This window comes from Pseudomonas benzenivorans (assembly GCF_033547155.1).
GTDB classification, from domain to species: domain Bacteria; phylum Pseudomonadota; class Gammaproteobacteria; order Pseudomonadales; family Pseudomonadaceae; genus Aquipseudomonas; species Aquipseudomonas benzenivorans_B.
The window spans coordinates 1,860,362-1,877,130 of the sequence record NZ_CP137892.1 but is presented as its reverse complement, the minus strand read 5'-3'; the positions used below and the strand labels follow the sequence as shown (position 1 = coordinate 1,877,130).

General features: G+C 51.1%; 15 protein-coding genes. All 15 read right to left on the bottom strand.

All coding sequences use genetic code 11. The features are described from left to right. Positions 1 to 25: 25 nt before the first annotated feature. The 15 genes from SBP02_RS08550 to SBP02_RS08480 all read right to left on the bottom strand — a co-directional run bounded on the left by SBP02_RS08550 (position 26) and on the right by SBP02_RS08480 (position 16,415). Entirely contained in the window at positions 26 to 625 is a 600-nt protein-coding gene (locus SBP02_RS08550) for a GNAT family N-acetyltransferase (RefSeq protein ID WP_318645958.1), read from the bottom strand. Between the two features lie 42 nt (positions 626 to 667). After that, positions 668 to 1,867 (bottom strand): glycosyltransferase family 4 protein, encoded by a 1,200-nt coding sequence (locus tag SBP02_RS08545; RefSeq protein WP_318645957.1) that lies wholly within the window; start codon positions 1,865 to 1,867, stop codon positions 668 to 670. Continuing rightward, positions 1,868 to 2,998: a non-hydrolyzing UDP-N-acetylglucosamine 2-epimerase gene (gene wecB, locus SBP02_RS08540; protein WP_318645956.1), complete on the bottom strand. Its 1,131-nt coding sequence runs from the start codon at positions 2,996 to 2,998 to the stop codon at positions 1,868 to 1,870. Between the two features lie 23 nt (positions 2,999 to 3,021). Continuing rightward, on the bottom strand, positions 3,022 to 4,140 hold the full coding sequence (gene wbjC / locus SBP02_RS08535) for a UDP-2-acetamido-2,6-beta-L-arabino-hexul-4-ose reductase (RefSeq protein WP_318645955.1): 1,119 nt from the start codon (positions 4,138 to 4,140) through the stop codon (positions 3,022 to 3,024). 3 nt (positions 4,141 to 4,143) lie between these two features. After that, positions 4,144 to 5,178, bottom strand: coding sequence for a polysaccharide biosynthesis protein (locus SBP02_RS08530; protein WP_318645954.1), 1,035 nt, complete (start codon positions 5,176 to 5,178; stop codon positions 4,144 to 4,146). A 37-nt stretch (positions 5,179 to 5,215) separates the two neighbouring features. Further along, positions 5,216 to 6,634 (bottom strand): hypothetical protein, encoded by a 1,419-nt coding sequence (locus SBP02_RS08525; RefSeq protein WP_318645953.1) that lies wholly within the window; start codon positions 6,632 to 6,634, stop codon positions 5,216 to 5,218. A 34-nt stretch (positions 6,635 to 6,668) separates the two neighbouring features. Continuing rightward, positions 6,669 to 7,652, bottom strand: a complete 984-nt coding sequence (locus tag SBP02_RS08520) for a hypothetical protein (RefSeq protein ID WP_318645952.1) — start codon at positions 7,650 to 7,652, stop codon at positions 6,669 to 6,671. Continuing rightward, a complete protein-coding gene (locus SBP02_RS08515; RefSeq protein WP_318645951.1) occupies positions 7,646 to 8,299 on the bottom strand; it encodes an HAD family hydrolase in 654 nt (217 codons plus the stop codon). The genes SBP02_RS08520 and SBP02_RS08515 overlap by 7 nt, the downstream gene beginning before the upstream one ends. Continuing rightward, a complete protein-coding gene (locus SBP02_RS08510) occupies positions 8,296 to 9,033 on the bottom strand; it encodes a 3-deoxy-manno-octulosonate cytidylyltransferase (RefSeq protein WP_318645950.1) in 738 nt (245 codons plus the stop codon). The genes SBP02_RS08515 and SBP02_RS08510 overlap by 4 nt, the downstream gene beginning before the upstream one ends. A gap of 16 nt (positions 9,034 to 9,049) precedes the next feature. Then, complete coding sequence (locus SBP02_RS08505) at positions 9,050 to 10,663, bottom strand: aldolase catalytic domain-containing protein (RefSeq protein WP_318645949.1); 1,614 nt, start codon at positions 10,661 to 10,663, stop codon at positions 9,050 to 9,052. A gap of 13 nt (positions 10,664 to 10,676) precedes the next feature. Next, positions 10,677 to 11,960 (bottom strand): flippase, encoded by a 1,284-nt coding sequence (locus SBP02_RS08500; RefSeq protein WP_318645948.1) that lies wholly within the window; start codon positions 11,958 to 11,960, stop codon positions 10,677 to 10,679. A 305-nt stretch (positions 11,961 to 12,265) separates the two neighbouring features. Continuing rightward, positions 12,266 to 12,703: a hypothetical protein gene (locus SBP02_RS08495; protein ID WP_318645947.1), complete on the bottom strand. Its 438-nt coding sequence runs from the start codon at positions 12,701 to 12,703 to the stop codon at positions 12,266 to 12,268. Between the two features lie 98 nt (positions 12,704 to 12,801). Next, the gene (locus SBP02_RS08490) at positions 12,802 to 13,092 is read right to left on the bottom strand and encodes a hypothetical protein (protein ID WP_318645946.1); all 291 of its coding nucleotides are present in this window, start codon (positions 13,090 to 13,092) and stop codon (positions 12,802 to 12,804) included. Positions 13,093 to 13,357: 265 nt separating this feature from the next. Continuing rightward, on the bottom strand, positions 13,358 to 14,911 hold the full coding sequence (locus SBP02_RS08485) for an MBL fold metallo-hydrolase (protein ID WP_318645945.1): 1,554 nt from the start codon (positions 14,909 to 14,911) through the stop codon (positions 13,358 to 13,360). A gap of 208 nt (positions 14,912 to 15,119) precedes the next feature. Then, positions 15,120 to 16,415 carry a Wzz/FepE/Etk N-terminal domain-containing protein gene (locus SBP02_RS08480; protein ID WP_318645944.1) on the bottom strand — a complete coding sequence of 432 codons (1,296 nt, stop codon included), beginning with the start codon at positions 16,413 to 16,415 and terminating at the stop codon, positions 15,120 to 15,122. Positions 16,416 to 16,769: the final 354 nt, after the last annotated feature.

Below are 16,769 nucleotides of genomic sequence, written 5' to 3'. Positions count from 1 at the left end.
AACTCACTTACCACTGACCCATTCGCTATATATACTTAACGTACCGAAACATTGCTCGACCCGCATGCTGACTAAAGCGAGACTCAACAACATAACCGTTCTTTCTGTAGAACGCATTAACTCTATCGTTTCCAACCTCATCAGTTGTCAGATAGACAAAGCTCTGCCCCCGCAGAAGAGCTTCATGCTCGAACCTAGTCAACAACTCCTGCCCAACAGACTTCCCCACAACATTCGGGCTGACTCCGATGCTGCTCAAAAGCGCGCCCCCCTCCAAGCCAGTTGGCTTATCACCACGGTAGAAAACCGCTTTAAGCAGCTTATTGAAAACAACCTTAGGATTGCGAAACAACGCTGGAATAGCATAACAAAAGAAAGATAGAAAACGCTGCCGACGCAACTCCGAAAAGAATGAGGCGGGCGCGCTCGTACCTGCTGCGAACCCCATTACCTTCCCCGCCTCCTCGGCCACAAGGAGAATACCGCTGGGATGCAGTAAAAATCCTCTATACATCTCACCGAGAAACCTAGTGCCTAGGCTCGTAAGGAAAAACCCTGGGAATGCCGCTAGGTGCACCTCTGTTACAGCGGCGATATCATGCTCATCTGCCGGTCTATACTTCATAAATTACCGTTCCTACACCCCATTACATGAGTCATTTGCCAATCAACATTGCAACTGCCTCAAAGCGGAAACAATCTTGACAACCCCTTTACGCTGAGACATTTCAGTCTCGTAGAAGCACCTGCCACTCTCACCCATTTCTTGCCATGCATCTTTCTTGTCCAGCATTTCAGCGATGGCCAGTTCAATGCTCGAGATATTATCAGGCTCGGCACATACACCAGCACGTGCCTCGTTTACAATCTGATTGGCCTCCCCGCCTACCGCCATTAGGAGGGGTTTCCTCGAGTTCAAGTACGCCTGTATTTTAGAGGGTATGGTAATTTTGAACAGCGGCTCATCCTTCAAATGCACAACGAGTACATCAGCCTGTGTCAGATACTTGATTACTTTCTGAGGCGAGACATAGCCAAGAAAAAAAACGTTATTCGCGCCAATAGACTGAGCATGAGCGACCAACTCATCCTTCTCGACTCCCGAACCTATGATTGCCAAGCAGACTGACTTCTCCACACAGCGCGAGAATGCCGAAATTACACTCTTCAGCGATTGTGCTGCCCCTAAGTTGCCTGCGTAGACGAAGGTATGCTCAAATCCAGAAGGCAAAACCCGCTCATTGCCTTCCGCATCGGCCCCACCTTCGCTGGCATGCCAATTATAAACAACACTGATTTTCTCCGCCGGCACACCTCGATCTATCAGAGCCCCTCTGTATCCTCGTGACAACACCACAACATGATCAGATTGTTTATATACGAAATTACAAAGTTTATTGATCATGCTGTACAAAAAACCCTTTCCTTGCGTGCCGGTTGCCGCAAGAGCGTCAGGCCAGAGATCCTGAACGTCTGTCACAAAGGGCACCCCTCTGAGTACCTTAAATATCGAGGCCACTATTCCCGTTGTCACCTGAGGGTGATATGCATAGACAACATCTGGCTTTCGCATCACCGCCATGGCAAGAAAAGAAGTGACCATGAACGAAAAATAATTCAACGCTCTGGAAAATTTAGACTTCGAATGAGAGATAAAAGAGTAGACCCTAATCACCCTTATTCCCGAATGTGTCTCTACCTGCCATGGCTTTAGCTTATACCCGGGAAAAACCTTACCTACTGGATAGCTTGGGAATGTCGTAATGACCTCGACTTCAAAACCTTGCTTTTGCATCTCCTGCAGGAAGCCCAACCCTTTTATTGAGTACTCAGGGTCAAACAATTGACTAATAAATAGCATCTTCATTTAAAATTTCTTCCAGACCACCCGCCCCACATAATCGACATAGCTATGAATTATCCGAACCACTTTCTCAGCGACATTCGGCATACTGTAATCCTCTACTTGCCGCAGTAGACGCTGGGTCCCTGTAGGCTGTTCTGCAAGCACACTGAGGGCCTGTAGAACGCGCTCAACCTCAAGCCCGACCATCATGACCGATGCCTCCTCCATTCCCTCCGGCCTTTCATGTGCCTCACGAATGTTCAAGGCAGGAAAATTCAGGATTGAAGACTCTTCCGAGATAGTGCCACTATCAGACAGAACGGCTTTTGCGGTCATTTGAAGCTTGTTGTAATCCTTGAAGCCCAGGGGCTTGAGCAGGCGGACCTGGGCATGGAACTGAGCGCCCATCGCATTGACTCGCTTCAAGGTACGAGGATGAGTCGAGACGATTACAGGAAATGCATACTGCTCCGCCACTGTATTCAGGACCTTGACCAGCTTGCTAAAGTTCTTGTCGGAATCGACATTTTCTTCGCGATGCGCACTGACCACGAAAAACTTCCCTGCCTCTAACCCCAAGCGTTCCAGTACGTCCGAAGCCTCGATGCCGTCACGGTAATGATTGAGCACCTCGAACATCGGGCTTCCGGTCTTGATCACCATGTCCGGCGGCAACCCTTCGCGTAACAGGTAATCGCGGGCGATGGTGCTGTATGTCAGGTTGATATCGGCAGTGTGGTCGACGATTCGGCGGTTGATTTCTTCCGGTACACGCATGTCGAAGCAACGATTTCCTGCCTCCATGTGGAAAGTCGGAATCTTGCGTCGCTTGGCTGGAATCACCGCCATGCAGCTATTGGTATCCCCCAGCACCAGCAAGGCTTCCGGCTGCACTTCTGCCAGTACGCGATCCACGGCGATAATCACGTTACCGATGGTTTCAGCACCTGTCGTGCCCGCGGCGTTGAGAAAATGATCCGGTTTCCGGATACCGAGATCCTGGAAGAATATCTCGTTCAGTTCGTAATCATAATTCTGCCCGGTGTGGACCAGTACATGCTCGCAGTACTGGTCCAGTTTGGCCATAACGCGTGACAGACGGATAATTTCCGGGCGGGTACCCACTACGGTGACGACTTTTAGCTTCTTCATTGCGACTCTCTTCAAGGGTGCGTTCATGCCTCGGTACCGACGGGGCGCGCATAGGTATCCGGGTGTTCGCGATCGAAAATCTCGTTGGCCCAAAGCATCACGATCATTTCTTCGTCACCGACATTGGTGATGTCATGGGTCCAACCGGGTACAGTCTCGACAATTTCTGGCTGCTCTCCCGTGGTGAACAGTTCATGGAATTCACCAGTGACGATATGACGGAAACGGAAGCATGCCTTGCCCTTGATGACCAGGAACTTCTCGGTCTTGGAGTGGTGGTAATGGCCACCGCGGGTAATGCCCGGATGTGCAGTGAAAAAGGAAAACTGACCCGAATCGCGGGTCTTCAGCATTTCAACGAACACACCGCGCGGATCGCCATATTTCGGCACCTCGTAAGTGAAGCGCTCAGGCGGCAAATAACTGAGGTAGGTGGAGTACAAAGCACGCACCAAGCCAGTGCCGACCGCCTCGGTAATCAAGGTGCCACGGCTGTCGCGGAAGGTGCGCAGCTGTTCTGCCAGTTCACCAACCGTGATGCTGTACTGCGGATCGACCGTGACAAAGGGGACACCTGCCAGTCGGCCTTCCATTACCGCAATGAAATGGGCAATCACATCATCGATATAAACCAGCGTGATGCACGCTAGCGGATCGTTGATCTGGATAGGCAGATCGCGAGCGATGTTGTGGCAGAAGGTCGCCACCGCCGAGTTGTAGTTCGGCCGGGCCCACTTGCCGAACACGTTGGGCAGACGGAAAAGATGCACAGCGGAGCCATTCCTACTAGCTAGGTTAAGCAACGCCTGCTCCGCGCTTCGCTTGCTACTGCCATAGGCGTTGTCCAACTCCGCTTGGCTGGATGAGGTGTACAGCAGAGGAATGGGTCGCCCGCTGCCTTCGATCGCCTCGCACAAGCTGAGTGTCAGGTCGGCGTTGCCGCTTTGAAACTCCTGGGGATCCTTCGGCCGATTGACGCCTGCCAGGTGAAACACAAAGTCGACCTGCGCCACGAGCCCGGGCAGCTCGGCCAGAGAATCACTCCGGGTAAAGCACAGCATCTCGACATCCTGCCGCTCCCCCAGGTGTGCGACAAGGTTACGACCGATGAAACCGTTGGCACCGGTGATCAGCACTTTCATCGATCATTCCTCCGGCGTAGCGTGCTCGCCACGCTGGATGGCACGCATGAAATCCAGCTTGAGCAGCAGGCGCTGCATTCCTTCGACATCCAGCCGCTCGGTGTTGTGCGAGTTATAGTCTTGCGTGTGAGAAATCTTCTCTTCGCCCTGCTCGACGAACTTGGCGTAGTTGAGATCGCGCAAATCCGGCGGTACTCGATAGTAGTCGCCCATGTCTTCGGCACAAGCCATTTCCTCACGGCTTAGTAGTGCCTCGTACAGCTTCTCACCATGACGAGTGCCGATCACCTGGATCGGATGCTCGGGTTTGTCGAGCATCTGTGTCAGCGCCTTCGCCAAGGTTTCCACCGTGGCGGCCGGTGCCTTCTGCACAAACAGATCGCCGTTGTTGCCATGCTCGAAGGCATACAGCACCAGATCAACAGCATCGGCCAGGGTCATCATGAAGCGCGTCATGTTCGGGTCGGTCAACGTCAACGGCTTGCCGGCGCGGATCTGCTCGATAAACAACGGGATCACCGAACCACGTGAAGCCATGACGTTACCGTAACGAGTACCGCAAATGACCGTCTTGTCATCGTCGGCATTGCGCGACTTGGCGACCATGACCTTTTCCATCATAGCTTTGGAAATGCCCATGGCGTTGATCGGATAAACCGCTTTGTCAGTACTCAAGCAGACAACGCGCTTGACCCCATTCTGGATCGCTGCCTCCAACACGTTTTCAGTGCCGATCACATTGGTCTTGACTGCCTCCATCGGGTGAAACTCGCAAGACGGCACCTGTTTCAACGCAGCGGCATGGAATATATAGTCAACGCCCCGGGTTGCATTCAAGGCGCCCCGGTAGTCCCGCACATCACCGATATAGAACTTCAGCTTTGAGTTGGCGTAGCGCTTACGCATGTCGTCTTGCTTCTTTTCATCACGGCTGAAAATGCGAATTTCATCGATATCAGTATTCAAAAATCGCTTAAGCACCGCGTTACCGAACGAACCCGTTCCACCGGTTATGAGTAGCTTTTTACCTTTGAACATATAAACGCCCTCACCAAACTAAATCATGTATATTTTACTAAGCTGACGCCTGCAAATTACCAAGTACGCAAGCCAACTCCTCGAAGGAGTAGACTCGCTTTATCTGATCATCCGTCAACGAAGGCAGCATATGCTCGACGTATCCCCTGTCGCGCGGATCCGTCAATATCGCTATGGGTGTGGAGTTATTATAAATTGCTTCCACCAACACCGTGGATTTTCTAGCCAAACAAATTTTATTCGATATTGAAGAATTGAAATCACTGACGAATGTTACTTGCCCTGCATACTGCTTGTAATTGCCCACGTCATCCTTAGGATGAAGCTTGACGGCGATGTCATAACCTAAACCAAGCAAATGACCTAGTATCGACAGGTTTACGTCAGCCCCCCTGGACTCAGGAAAAAAAACTATCCCTTGGGCCGGCACAACCACCTGATGGCGTGAAAACATTTGCCGCGCAACAACCTCGTCATAAACAAACGCCTGTGCCCCAGCATACAAGTTAGACAAATGCTGGCGCGCGTGCTCGGTGGTGCAATAGAAGACATCGCCCACCAAGCCCGCCGGGGTTTTAAATGCATATTCAATACCGTGCGGCACGCATACGCAGCGCACTGCATATTCCTTGCACAAGCGCTTCTCAAGAATCGCGAAGCGATCCTCCTTGTTTCCGGTGTAATACGTATCGACACCGCTTTGTTTAATCAGCAAACGCAGGTAATACTCGAAGGAGCATTTATGAGCGATTCGCTTCGAAAAATAATACAGAACAAAGCCGCTGCCCACCCAGCCCAGTAACCGTCGAGAATCATTCGCCACCCTGAAGTAATCACGAAACGCCAGAATCGGCACGATCAGCAGAGAGCGCACTCTTTCACTCAATGTCCCGAAGCCGTACAGCGATGCCGCCGTGGATTCCTTCTGAAGAAGATCGTCATAATAGAACTCCACTTTCCCTGAGTCACTCAAAAAACGCATTTTGTCAAAGGCTGCAGGGCTACGGATAACTGAAAACTCAGGCGCGACCTTAACCGGCCTTCTTTTTCTGGTAACCAATGCCAGCACTGGAAGAATAAGCACGCTAAGCACAACTGCAAAAAAAGATACGATATGAAGCAGAGCCCCTGAAAGATAGAAATAGGCCTGATCAAGAAAACCTATGTGAAGACCTTCCTTCTTTGCCGCCGCCACAACAATTGGCCACTCGCCCTTGTAACTATCAAGCACAATTCGCCCACTATCGCCCGCCCTAAACAGCGAAGCAATCTCGAGCACCCTCAAGTAGAAGTGCATGAAGACTTCGTTAATATAGTCGGAAGACCAAACCACACTATCTGCAGCCTTATCGACTTGCTCAACGAAAGATTTGGAGTAATTAGTCCCTAACTCACGACCAGCACCATCCGGCGCGAGGAACTCCCCTGAGGGCATATATTTAATTATTCGCTTCAAAAACACACCTACCAAGCAACATGCAAACCGTTATCTAAGGCCTATTTTTTCCATACTCGAATATATTCGAAACATACTCAAACGATCCAAATGCAAAATACAAACCCGTCAATAAAACACCTATATTGAACCCCTTATTCACTGGCAGCGCATAATACAAAAATACAAAATACGCCAACACATTCACTCGATCCCCCCCAACCAGAATAACCGTAAATACTAACGGTATAAAAACAAGCAAAACTTCCACCTTCTTCCGCGCATAATACAGCGCCAAGATCAAGAATACAAAAATTCTAGCCAGTTCACTCACACCACGAAGGCCGTCATAATAAGAATTGAATTTTGATATCAACTGCCCCGACATAAGCGCAACCGGCACCAACAGCAATACCATTACAGCTAAAAACATTTTTGAAATTTTCCCACTCGAAACAACCTTGCTTAATTGGGAAAATAGAACCCTGAAGAACAACGAAAAATAAACAATCAAAGTCTGCGCATGCGTAACCAGCGCAATAAATGAAAAAACATAAAAATGCTTTACTTTTTCGATATATAAAAATGACAACCCCAAAAACACAAATCCAAACTTAAGCCTTTCCGCCGAGAAATACATAGCAATTAAATAATAATTGGTTAGCACAAGAAGCGCGGCGATTAAAACAGAGGCTTTCCACTTTTGAAAAACCCCAAAAGCAACCCATGCAAGCAAAGCATTGGCAATTGCAATAAACAAATCTTTATCAAGAAAACGACTTGCCGACCAAGACAAAAGGAAATGCACAAACTCTAACGAATCCAGGGCGCTATTGTAATAAATATACCCATCAACAAGCGATAACTTTGCAAGATTCTCATAAACGCCTCTATAATGAACCTGATCCCCTAAGACATAATGAGGCCCGATATACAAGCTTCCTACAAACACAAAAAAAACCACAAGTGCACGCGCACAAGACCTTAAGATCGCGCGGGCTTGTAGTGGGTTTGGACTCACATCATTTTTGGTTAGCATTGAGCACAAGCGCCAAGGCTCTCAAACTGAAAATTCGCCTCACTAAAATCAAATGCGGACTCCGACCACCCGCTAATGAAGACAAAATCTAAGCCAGAACGTTTCGCCGATTCAAAATCGTACTGACTGTCCCCAAAGAAAACACCTGGCCTCACCAAATTATTCCTTTCTAACTCCCTCTCCAATATTACATCTTTATTATCTGGACTTCCGAAAATTCCACCATCAAACAAATGTTCAAGATTACGCTCTGTGAATATCCTCCGCAACTCTTCTTGATCGCCGCCGGACACAACCAGCCAGCGACTGTTAATGCTTTGTTCACGAAGTTGATGCAACCCCTCCGCCACTTCACAGCCCAGCAAACCTTGCCATACACTTTCAGCATAGCACTCCAGCAACCCTGCCATTACGGAATTATCAATGGAACTCAACCCAATTATATCTCGCAAAAAAAACTCGAACTTCTTATAACGCGAGACCCCTCCATTACTAACGTGATAGGCCACCAATGCTTGAGCGGCAGACTCGCCATAAGGAAGCGCAGCTTTATAAAAAGCCTGTGTCTTAACACTATTGGAATTTAAAATCACACCATCACAGTCAAAAACCAGCGTCTGATACTGGCTAACATCTAAAATACTCATTGCTTTACTCTACGCAATTCCCTTTCAACGACAACAACATCCTCGGGTACATCCACTGCCAAGCTTCCCGGCTGCGTTTCAATCATGCGAATCGAGGTGCCCCATTCCAGAAAGCGCAGGATCTCGATATCTTCGCTCTGTTCCAGGGTGCTTTTTCGGCCAAACTGGCCATAGCGCAGCAGATCCTCCCGACTAAACGCATAGATGCAGACCTGCTTGTAATAGACTCGTGGCTGATTATCCTTGCTCTTGAAGCCGGGTAGCGCCAGCCGTGACATATACACCATGCGGTGGTCATCCGTGAAAATGACCTTGGGAATATTGACGCTATGCGGATCTTCGGTAGAGCCGATCGGGCAATAACCATTGATAACATCCTGCGGGTAGCGCTTCTTGAACTCCAGCACCTTCAGAATATCGCTCGGATCAAGCAGCGGCTCATCGCCCTGCACGTTCAGATAGATATCCGCATCGATTTTTGCAGCGGCTTCCGCCAGGCGATCGGTGCCTGTCAGCGCTTTATCACTGGTCATGATCGCGTTAAACCCTGCCTCCTCTACAACATCGACAATACGCTGATCTTCGGTAGCAATGTACACATCCTGTTTAGGCAGTGCCTTTGCACAGAGCTCTGCAACCCAGAGAATCATGGGCTTGCCCAGAAGAGGCACTAAGGGTTTACCAGGAAACCGTGACGATTTGAAGCGCGCCGGAATGATGATGACAGTTCTCATAAACTTGAACTCTAAACTAGGCATTAAGTGAATAGACGGAGGTACTGGTCAGCTCGTACAGCGTCGGTGTAATGGCCAACAGCGGTAGCGCACCTGCCGCCGCCTGATAGGCATGAAAGATCTTGTCGGCTTCTTGCCGGCGCGGATCATCTGCACCGTATCCATCGAAACCCGCCAGGTAAATCGACCTGCCCTGGCCACTGGTAGCAATCGCCAAGGCATAGGCAATCACCAGGGACGTCGGCAGTTGGGCGAAGTTTTGGTGGAAGGCGAAAGCACCTGGCTGGACGCTCAGCCCAAAGTCCAGCAGTTGCTTGCCTGCCAGGGCCGCTTGTACATCTTCCGGCAACATGGAGGCCGGGGTTGCCAGTGGCTGCGGCAGGCGCGCGTGCTCATCACAATCCGCCAGCAGGCGTACCGGGTGGCAAGCTGCGCGAATATCGATGAGTTCATCATCTAGGCTTTTTTGCGTGTTCAGTGCGATGACAAAAGGCATTTTCTGGCGAATGAAGCTTTCCAGTGCAGGGCGGTGCGCCTGCACCCCAGGGCCAGTCCCCAGTATCAGGACATCACGCCCCTTGATCATGTCTGCGGGAGTCCAGCTGCCTCTCGGTTCGCCACGGTAGAAGTGGCGTGCCGCCTCCAACGTGGTCAGGTTGAATTTCTTGCCTCCTTCAGTCTTCAGGTGATCGATTACCGCGAGTATGTCTTCCTCGCTGTAGCGACTGTCACCAAGCATCTCCTGGATATACGAGGGATGAATACCGTGTTTGCCGGCCAAGTAGTAATACGGGTTACTACCCCAGCCGTAGTGAGCCTGCATTGGCTGGAAGTGCTTGCGTATCACCCCCATCAAGGGAGTGATGTTGGTTGTAGGGCTGCGCTGAGCCTCAAGGGCGAGCACCAGGTATTCGGTTTTGGCGTTACCGGGGCCACGCCCCATACCTGTCACAGTTCCGTCGACCCAAGTCACACCGGACTCAACCGCGGCCACCGAGTTCGCTAATGCCTGGCCCATATTGTCATGGGTGTGAATGCCCAAGGGGCCCGACCAGCCCGCTTTAAAGGCTTCCACCACCTGGCGGGTATGCACCGGGTTCATACTGCCCATAGAGTCGGCAAAATAGAGTACATCCAAAGGATAATCACTCGCCTTTCTCGCCAACTGGGTTATATCCTCGAGTGCCCGATCAGCAACCTGCATCAAATTGAAGCCGACGGTGTAACCCTGCTCATTTAGCCAAGTCGCCGCAGGCAACGCTTTTTCAAACTCATGAACATGGCAGGCAATACGAACGAGCGTAACCGGTGACTCCGTTGCCACGCAGAATAAACGTTGCAACCTTGCGTGCAGACCGTCCAGCGTGCCGAGTATTTCACTGGCATTAATCATCACCCCCAGCTTCAAGCCTTGCGGAATCGATAGGCTACGGATGAAGTCATCGGTAGTATAGGCACAGCCACCCTTGAAGCCTTCGCTATTAAACGAACGAAGCCCCAGTTCGACGTAGTCCGTACCGATACTTTGCATGGCCAGGAGATAGTCTTCGATCAGCTCCCGGGAAAAATCCCAAGCGTTATAGTAACCACCATCACGCAGGGTACAGTCTAGTAGCACGACAGGTTTCATAAAAATAATCACCTCAACTAAATGGATGGCCGAACATTGCCCTGTGCTTAATTCTGAGCAACAATTTCAGATCACGATCGAACCAGTCCATCATATAATTTGCAAAAAATGTACAACTCAAGGTGGCAATTGCCGCCCCTTTTATACCGTAAATAGGGATGAGTAAAAAATTCAAACCGACATTGAGCACTGCCGCCAACACCGTCCTCAGCGCGAACTTCTTTTCCATCTTTTCGACGTTAAAGTAGCGTGCCGACACAGACCCCATAGCAGCAAAAACCGCTGTCCACATTATGATATCTACGACAGGGGCAGACTCCCGGTACTCCTCGCCAAATGCCAAAACCATCAGTTGCTCGCTTACCAGAGCAACTGCAATGGCAGCGAAAACACTCAACCAGATAACCAACCTGAACAATTGTGTCATACGCTTATGATAAGTTTCCTCGCTACCTTGCTTCAGCTTAACGATCGCAGGTAGAAGCGAAACAGTAATGATCGCCGTTACGATAGCCCAAGCCTCATAGATTCTTACGGCGGCGGAATATACCCCCACCTCATGCAAGCCGAGCATATTCCTGATCATGACCTGATCAATACGCATATATACCTGAATAGCAACGCCCCCCAGCACTAATGGCCAGGCACTCTTCAGCATCTGCTTTGCATCCGGCCAAGAGAAATACTTTAAGAAGCCGCCCTCCCTACCGCCGAATGCCACAACAATGAACACCATGCCCAATACTGCATAATCCATTAAAAATGCGATAACAAACCATATCAAATCCGCCTGGATAAAAATCAAATACAGTTTGACCACTGACATCAAGAGCAACGTAATTGACTTACAGGCCGCCGAGTACTTGGCCTTCACTTGTGACTGAAAATAAAAATCCACAACCAAACAAGACGTAAATATCGTGCCGACCGCGATAATGCTCGCATAAATCTTTACACTTACAAGCTCAGCGGTGCTCCATATCACGGCACCAACCAATATATAGCAACCTAATGCAGCAGCAACCATCATCCAAAAGGCAGTCCCCATTAACAACTGCCTTTTTTCTGGCGTACTCACTAACTCCCGTACCAGAATAGCGTCCATCCCCAAGCGGGAGATGGCCATCATGAATGTTGCAATGGCAAGCACATAGCTCAGCACACCAAAATCTTCAGGCCCGAGATAGCGGGCTATATATATACCGACAAAAACTCCTGAAAGAATACGCAGAAACTGCTCAGCCATCATCCAGGACGAGTTAAAGAAGTAACGCTTAAAAGAAGAGTTTCTAAACAATTAATAAAATTCCGACATCAGGCGCACCGCTTAATCAATATCAAATAGAGACATATCGAAACATCACAAATGATTTATCCGAACGCCCTACCCCTACACAAACACCCACTCCATCCAAGCAAAAGCCTAGCGTCACCGCCCCCTAGATATTGTGCTCACCTAAACTTGGCCTGCACGCTAATAAAGCCCACCTCAACAGATAATTAAACTATCAAATATCCATACCATCCTGACCACTCCCACCAAGTAGATGCGCGCCAGTGTTTACACAAACTCACTAGACGCGCTACCACAAAACAATCTACTTATTTCTTTTCTTTCCACCATATCAGAAGCCGCGTACTCTTAGCGCTTCCCTCACGATCCACAGCATTGTAAGCAAAAGCGATATCGGTTCCACCCTTGGAATAAATCATGCACGGATCGCACTTATCACTCTTGCTTCTGCTCACTGAATACCCTTGAGCGATCATGACAGGATCTGTTCCCTTCAAGATTTTCTCAACCGAATCTTCGAAAGAAAACGTAATCGAACCTATATGCGCGCCGGTTTCGTCTTTTCTGCTGTTGTCAAAAAGCGGCTTCTTATTAAAATCAATTCCTCCTCCTGGAAAGTACACTGCCGTGGAGCTATTTTTTGATTCGGCCTCTGTCAAGCCCTGCCCTGTCGGCGAGCTATCATCCGGCTTATCGCACCCAGCAAGCACAGTAAAAAAGCCACAAACCAAGACTCTCTTAAACATCTCTTCCTCCATTTAAAATAAACACACATATCTCCCGCCCCTTACACCCCCCAAAACGGTCGGTAAAGTAGAGCTAATTGCATAATTTCAACTAGGACTCACCTCGTATTGCCCGACGCCAGGCACTCTATTGCCCCAGAACTTACCATTGAGTTTTTGAGAGCGTCACACACATCAAATTTAACTTTCATTGCCAGGGTATTGCATTTTTTCAGGTGCGTAATAAAGCTGATGTCGAGTCGCAGCAGCGCCCAGCAGGCACCGGTGGCTAAGCCTTGGCGTAGCAGGCTCTCTTCTGCACGCTCATCCTGACGGCGTTTGCAATCCACGAGATACTTGGCCTGGGCCGTACCTGCAATGCTGATGGTATTTGTAGCGCTTACATTCATATGGATAACAAGCAAGTCGACGCAGCATCTGCAGACCGACAGTTCACTCCTGTTTGCAACTGGCCCGGTTGTGAGCCTGCTGACGGATTCGCTTCAACCTAGCCAACCATCAGGATGGATAGGAAGGACTTTTGGCCATTGAGGCCACATTTATATGTGTAGTCAGGCGTCTGTTGGATCGCCAGCAAGCTGACTCCAACAAAAACGGGTGTTTACGGCTTACTGCATTCTCCATATTCGTGTGAACACTAGCTTTGGCCTACAGTCAAGCATCGTTATGCCCACTGGGTATTAACAGCTCCAGATTCCGCCGATCCTGCCTGTAGAGCGTCTGAAGGCGTTCGCTGAATTCGCGCTTGGCGCTGGTCTCGCCATGGACTATGCGGACCTGGCTGGGCCAATCGCGCATGCGTGTGACGAAACCCAGCAAGCCTTTCTGGTCTGCATGCGCCGAATAGCCACCTATGGTATTGATTTTTGAGCCAATCTTGTAGCGTTCCCCGTCTAGATCGACATAACCACCGCGCTCACCATACATCTGTATGGCTCGGCCAGGCGTGCCTTGCGCCTGGTAACCGATGAAGAGCACGTCATGTCGAGGATCGTGGAGCATGGCTTTCAGGTAATTGACAATTCGACCGCTACTGCACATGCCGTTCCCTGCTATGACGATGGCCGGACGAGTGGTAGCTGTCAGGTAGCGCACCATGGCCAGATGCGCCTGATGGCTGTCGATGGTCAGCAGCTGATCAAAGCCCAGCGGGTTGCGCCCCTGTTTCACGCGCTGCAGCGCTTCGTTATCCCAGAAGGGCTTGAGGTCGCGGTAGACCTGGGTGAAACGGCTGGCCAGGGGGGAGTCGAGGATGATGGGGAGTTGGGGCCAGTCGATGTCGACCTTGCTGTCGCTATCGACTTTGCCCCTCCCCCCTGCCCTCGGTTCGGCCCCCCTGCTTCGCCCTACCTCCTGCATCCATGCAGTCGTCTTCCCGGAGGGGAGAGGGTGATTCTGATCGGCATTCAGCTTCTTGCGGTGGATGATGTCTTCCAGTTCGTAAAGCAGTTCCTGGGTGCGGCCGATGCTGAAAGCGGGGATCAGTACGGTACCGTTGTCAGCCAGGGCTTGCTCGATGACGCGTTCCAGGCGTTGGCGACGGGTGCGGCGGTCTTCGTGCAGGCGGTCGCCGTAGGTGCTTTCGATCACCAGGATGTCGGCGCGGTACGGCGGTTTGGGAGCCGGCAACAGTGGCGCATGGGGCGCACCCAGGTCGCCGGAGAAGACGATGCGTTTCTTCTCGCCGGACTGGGGATAGCGTAGGTCGATCTCCACATAGGCCGAGCCGAGGATATGCCCGGCGCGCTGCAGACGGATCCGGCAGATCAGGTTCTCGGTGTCTTGCAGAGTGAACCAAGTCTTGTAGGGTAAGGCGATAATGCGCTGCTCGATCAGCTTGATGTAGCGCCCGACCTGCTTCTGATCGCGGCTGAAACCAAGCTTGAAGGCATCTTCCAGCACGATGGGCAACAATTTGGCGGAGGGTTCGCTGCAAAGGATCGGCCCCTTGAAGCCAGCGGCCAACAGGTAAGGAATGCGCCCGACATGATCAATATGCACATGGGTGGCGATCAATGCTTTGATCGTATCCAGGGGAAACTCGATGGCCAGACGATCGGCGGCGGATTTGCCTTCCGGCGAGGTTTCCGCGCCCTGGAACAGGCCACAATCGATCAACAGGCTGTGCCGGGCGTCCATCAGCAGTTGGTGACAGGAGCCAGTCACGCCGTCCTTGGCGCCATGATGCAGGATATCGGGGTAATCCATATTGTCGATCCGTGTTAGTCCATTAACGATGCCGGTTGGAGCGGTGCCGGGGCTTTCCTTCCTTATGACCGCATATTGGCATCAATAGCGGATATGCAGAACCTGTTTGTTTCCGTGCTTGTGAGGGGGCGCTACGCGCATCGCTTGGGTTTTAGTGGGCGGAGCGCACCCTACAGCAAGCTGGTTCCTACAGCTAATGCACCGGTTTTTAAGCCGTGTGCGCAAGGGCAAGTGTTTCGGGTTTACGGCGTAGCATATTGCCCAGCAGAGCGATAAACAGGCCGAGCATACCGCCAAGCACCAGCCCAAGGGTCAGGATCAATGCTTTTTTGGGTTTGATCGGGTGCAAGGGTTCCAGAGCTACCTGATCGATGGACACCAATTTCAGACTGGAAACATCAACATTAAGATTACGCAAACGTGCAGCTTCCCCACGCCAGGTGGCCAAGTCCTTGAGAAACAGGTCTTCGTTTTCGCGCTTGTTGAGCACTTCAATCTGCCGGTTGTTCGCCAACAAACGTAGCTCCTTGGCGATTTGCGCGATACGCGGCGCGGTGAAGTCATCGGAACGCCGCTGCAGTAAAGCATTGCGTTCGGCTTCCAGCGCTTCGCGGCCCATGAAGTACAGCGGTATCTGCTGGTTATTGACCTCAGTACGGATCACATTACCTTGCGCCATCCGCTCACCCTCGCCCAATGAGGACGGCGTAGCAGGCTTGCTGATACCCAGCGCCTTGGCAATGCGTATGGCTTCATCCAGTTGGGCTACGCGGTTGTCACGCTGAGCTTTGAGCTGTTGACGCAAGGCCTTGAGTTCGTCTTGCAGGTCGGCACGCTTGAGGTTGTCGGCTTCCAACAACTTGGCGATCTTGGCCTCTTTGCTGGCTTCGTAGCTTGCGCGAGCTGCTGCCATCTGCGCATCGAGTTGATTGAGGCGATTCTGGATCACTACTGCTAAGTCAGCGGCGATACGTTCGCGCTCAACCTGTAAGGAATACTCAACCAGGCCATTGAGCAAAGCAACACCATCAACGTCCTGTGGATAGGTCAACTGAATACCGACAAAAGAACTCAGGTTGCCGGCTTTCTTCGAGTCAGGCAGGAGCATTTTGAAAGCTTCTTGGTTGAAGCGCTCGAAGGTTTGCTCGAGGCTGCGATTGGGTTGGCGCAATGCCTCAAACAGGCCCTGGTTGGCACGAAAGAACTCCAGTCGAGTGTCGTAAGACTCCAATGTAGCCCCCACACGCTGCATGGCCTGCTCAGGCGTAAGCTTGTAAACGCCGGTGCGGCTCAGTGCATCGAGATCCTTGATCGCCGCGGGGCGCAGAACGCTTTGCACTTCGTATTCGGGGGTAGCCAGGAAGGCATAGGCCGCTGCCATCATACTGATCAGCGCGGTTACCAGTGCGATCAATCGCTTCTGTTCCCAGAGTGAGTGAAATAACGCGGCCAGGTCGACTTCGTCGTTAGCGGGTTGTTGCACAACAGAGGAGATTGCGTTCACGGCCAAGATCCATCTTTCAAATAGGTGCCACGGATGCGCCGGTCGGGGGGCAACAGTTGTTGTCCATTTCAACCATACGCCGCTCCCGCTGAGGTACGCGGCATAACGGGTTTTCACCTATCCCACCAGCAGAGATTTGGCGGCATTGTGCCTGCGAAATACGACATTACAAGTCTTGACAATCAACTTGCAGTCACTGACAGAAAGACGGGAACTTTGTGACCCACCTCATGGTCTCTGCGCCTTGCACATTGACACAGCTCCCGGCAGGTGGCAGCAATGTTCGCTGTGCACCCAACGGCGGGAGAGTGCACTCACCGCAAGGGCGTGGTAACCCCGGCTTTTGTGGGAGGC